Below are 1,926 nucleotides of genomic sequence, written 5' to 3'. Positions count from 1 at the left end.
GGACGAGGGCCGGGACCGCCGGCCCGGCCAGATTCTTCTCGGCCAGATCCTTCTCGGCCAATTCCGGTTCGCTCCGACCCGCTCCGGTCCTGGCCGGTCCGGCGGTCCCGGCCCTCGTCCTGCCGGCCCGCGGACCGTGTTCCGGCCGGGCCCGTGCGAGCGCGGGTGCCGTCGTGGCCGCGGACGGCGGGGCCATCCGCGGCGGCCGAGGCAGCGGGGCCGGACGGCTGCAACGGAGCCCACCGACCTCCGCTGCGAGGATCGGCGGCCATCCAGGCGTCGCGGGCAGCGGTCCATGCTCCGGTGCGCGGTATCCCATGGGTGAGCCCGGAGTCGTCCTGCCTCTCAACGTGACGGCCGTTCAACTCGACGTCGTCGCGACGCCCGCTGTCCCGCGGCGGGACGCCGGTCTCGGACCAGCGCAGGACGTCCGTCTCGCCGCTCGGGCGCGGTCCGTGCGTCCGCACCCGCATCGGCGGCGTCGGGGGCTCATGATCCACCTGCGGGGGCGCGGTCAGGTCCGCCCAGGGGTCGCCCGGCCATCCGGGGTCGTCGCCGCGCGCGCCGGGCCGGCGAGTCTGGAACAGCGCCGTGCCCTCGTCCCGGTCGGGCGGGTTCACCGGCTGCCCGGACGGGAGTCGACCGTGCACCAGGACGGCCCGCTCCGAGAGCGGATTGGTCGGCGCGTCCAGGCCTGGACCGGGCGGCGGATCGTTCGGCGTGTCAGTCGGCGGATCCATCGACAATCCAGTGCCGAAGGACGCCGCGCGGGCGGACGAATCGGTCGGGCGAGGGCCGGCGGCCCGCGAGTCGGCCGGACGCGAGTCGGCCGGACGCGAGTCGGCCGGACGCGAGTCGGCCGGACGCGAGTCGGCCGGACGCGAGTCGGCCGGACGGGAATCGGGCGGAGGGGAGCTGGGCAGGCGGAGATCCGACAGCCGGGGATCGGGTGGGCGGGTGCCGGGCAACCGGGGATCGGCGGGTCGATCCGCACCGGCCGCCGCCGGCTGGTCACCGTCGCCGTCGGTTCTCGACCCGCCGGCGCGCATGGTCATGGACGGAGGGAGCAGGACCACCGGCGGCGTCCGACGCCGGCGCTCGGAACGGCCGGAACCCGGCCGGCGGTCCGCGCGAGCACCGCCGACGTCCCCGTCGGGCGGTTGCGCCCCGGACGTGACGGGCCAGGCCGGGTCACCGGCCGTGGAGCGGGCGCCACCGGCCGGGCGGGGCTCCACCGGCCCGGCGGAGCGATGCACCCGTGGTTCCCGCTGCCCGCGGTCCTCGCCGGATTCCGCGGACCGAGGCGCAACCCGCTCCCGGTCTCCGGCCGGAGGCTCATCCGACCAGGAGCGCCCGCGCACCCGCATCACCCCAGATCGTGCTCTCTGCCCCGTCAAAACGTCCCGGCTTATCCAGTGCCCAACTCTCACCCGGGGTGACAATTCCTCCGCCCGGCCGACTTGCCAGGGGATTCGCCGACACCGGCAACGCCGGGAGCCGAGGCTCCTTCATCAATCCAGGAGTGACGGACGAACCGTAACAACAACGCACGAAGAGCGATGTCGGCGGCCTCGGCTTATCACGGACAGCAACGATCATCCGCATCGACACCAAACCCCTTCCGCTCCGTGGGAAGCAGCCGGCAGCCGGCGACCGCCGGCAGGCCGGACGCCCGCGCCATCGCGGGATCCACCAGTCAGGACGCGGCGCTGGTCAAGCGAGTTGCCGGACCTGCGGAGATCTGGCACTATTTACCGTTCATTCGCCACGAAGGTGGGCCGCGTGGTGCCGTCACCCGGCGACCTCCGCCGTCGGCCGTCGGGCCTGTCCAGGGCCGCCCGGTGGGGCCGCAGCGATGCGGCGAGGGGCGTCGACGGGCGTCCTGGCCAGCGTAAACGGGCGCGACAGGGGCTCCGGGGGACGGGG

The 1,926-nt window shown here is 75.0% G+C and carries 1 pseudogene; it reads right to left on the bottom strand.

The features are described 5' to 3' along the window. Nucleotides 1–740: pseudogene (locus NBZ85_RS30755) on the bottom strand (hypothetical protein); the annotation flags it as partial. Nucleotides 741–1,926 lie beyond the last annotated feature (1,186 nt).

The organism is Frankia tisae (assembly GCF_025403405.1).
In the GTDB taxonomy this organism is placed as follows: domain Bacteria; phylum Actinomycetota; class Actinomycetes; order Frankiales; family Frankiaceae; genus Frankia; species Frankia tisai.
Note: the sequence above shows the minus strand (reverse complement) of the source record. Positions and strands in the feature narration are given on the sequence as shown.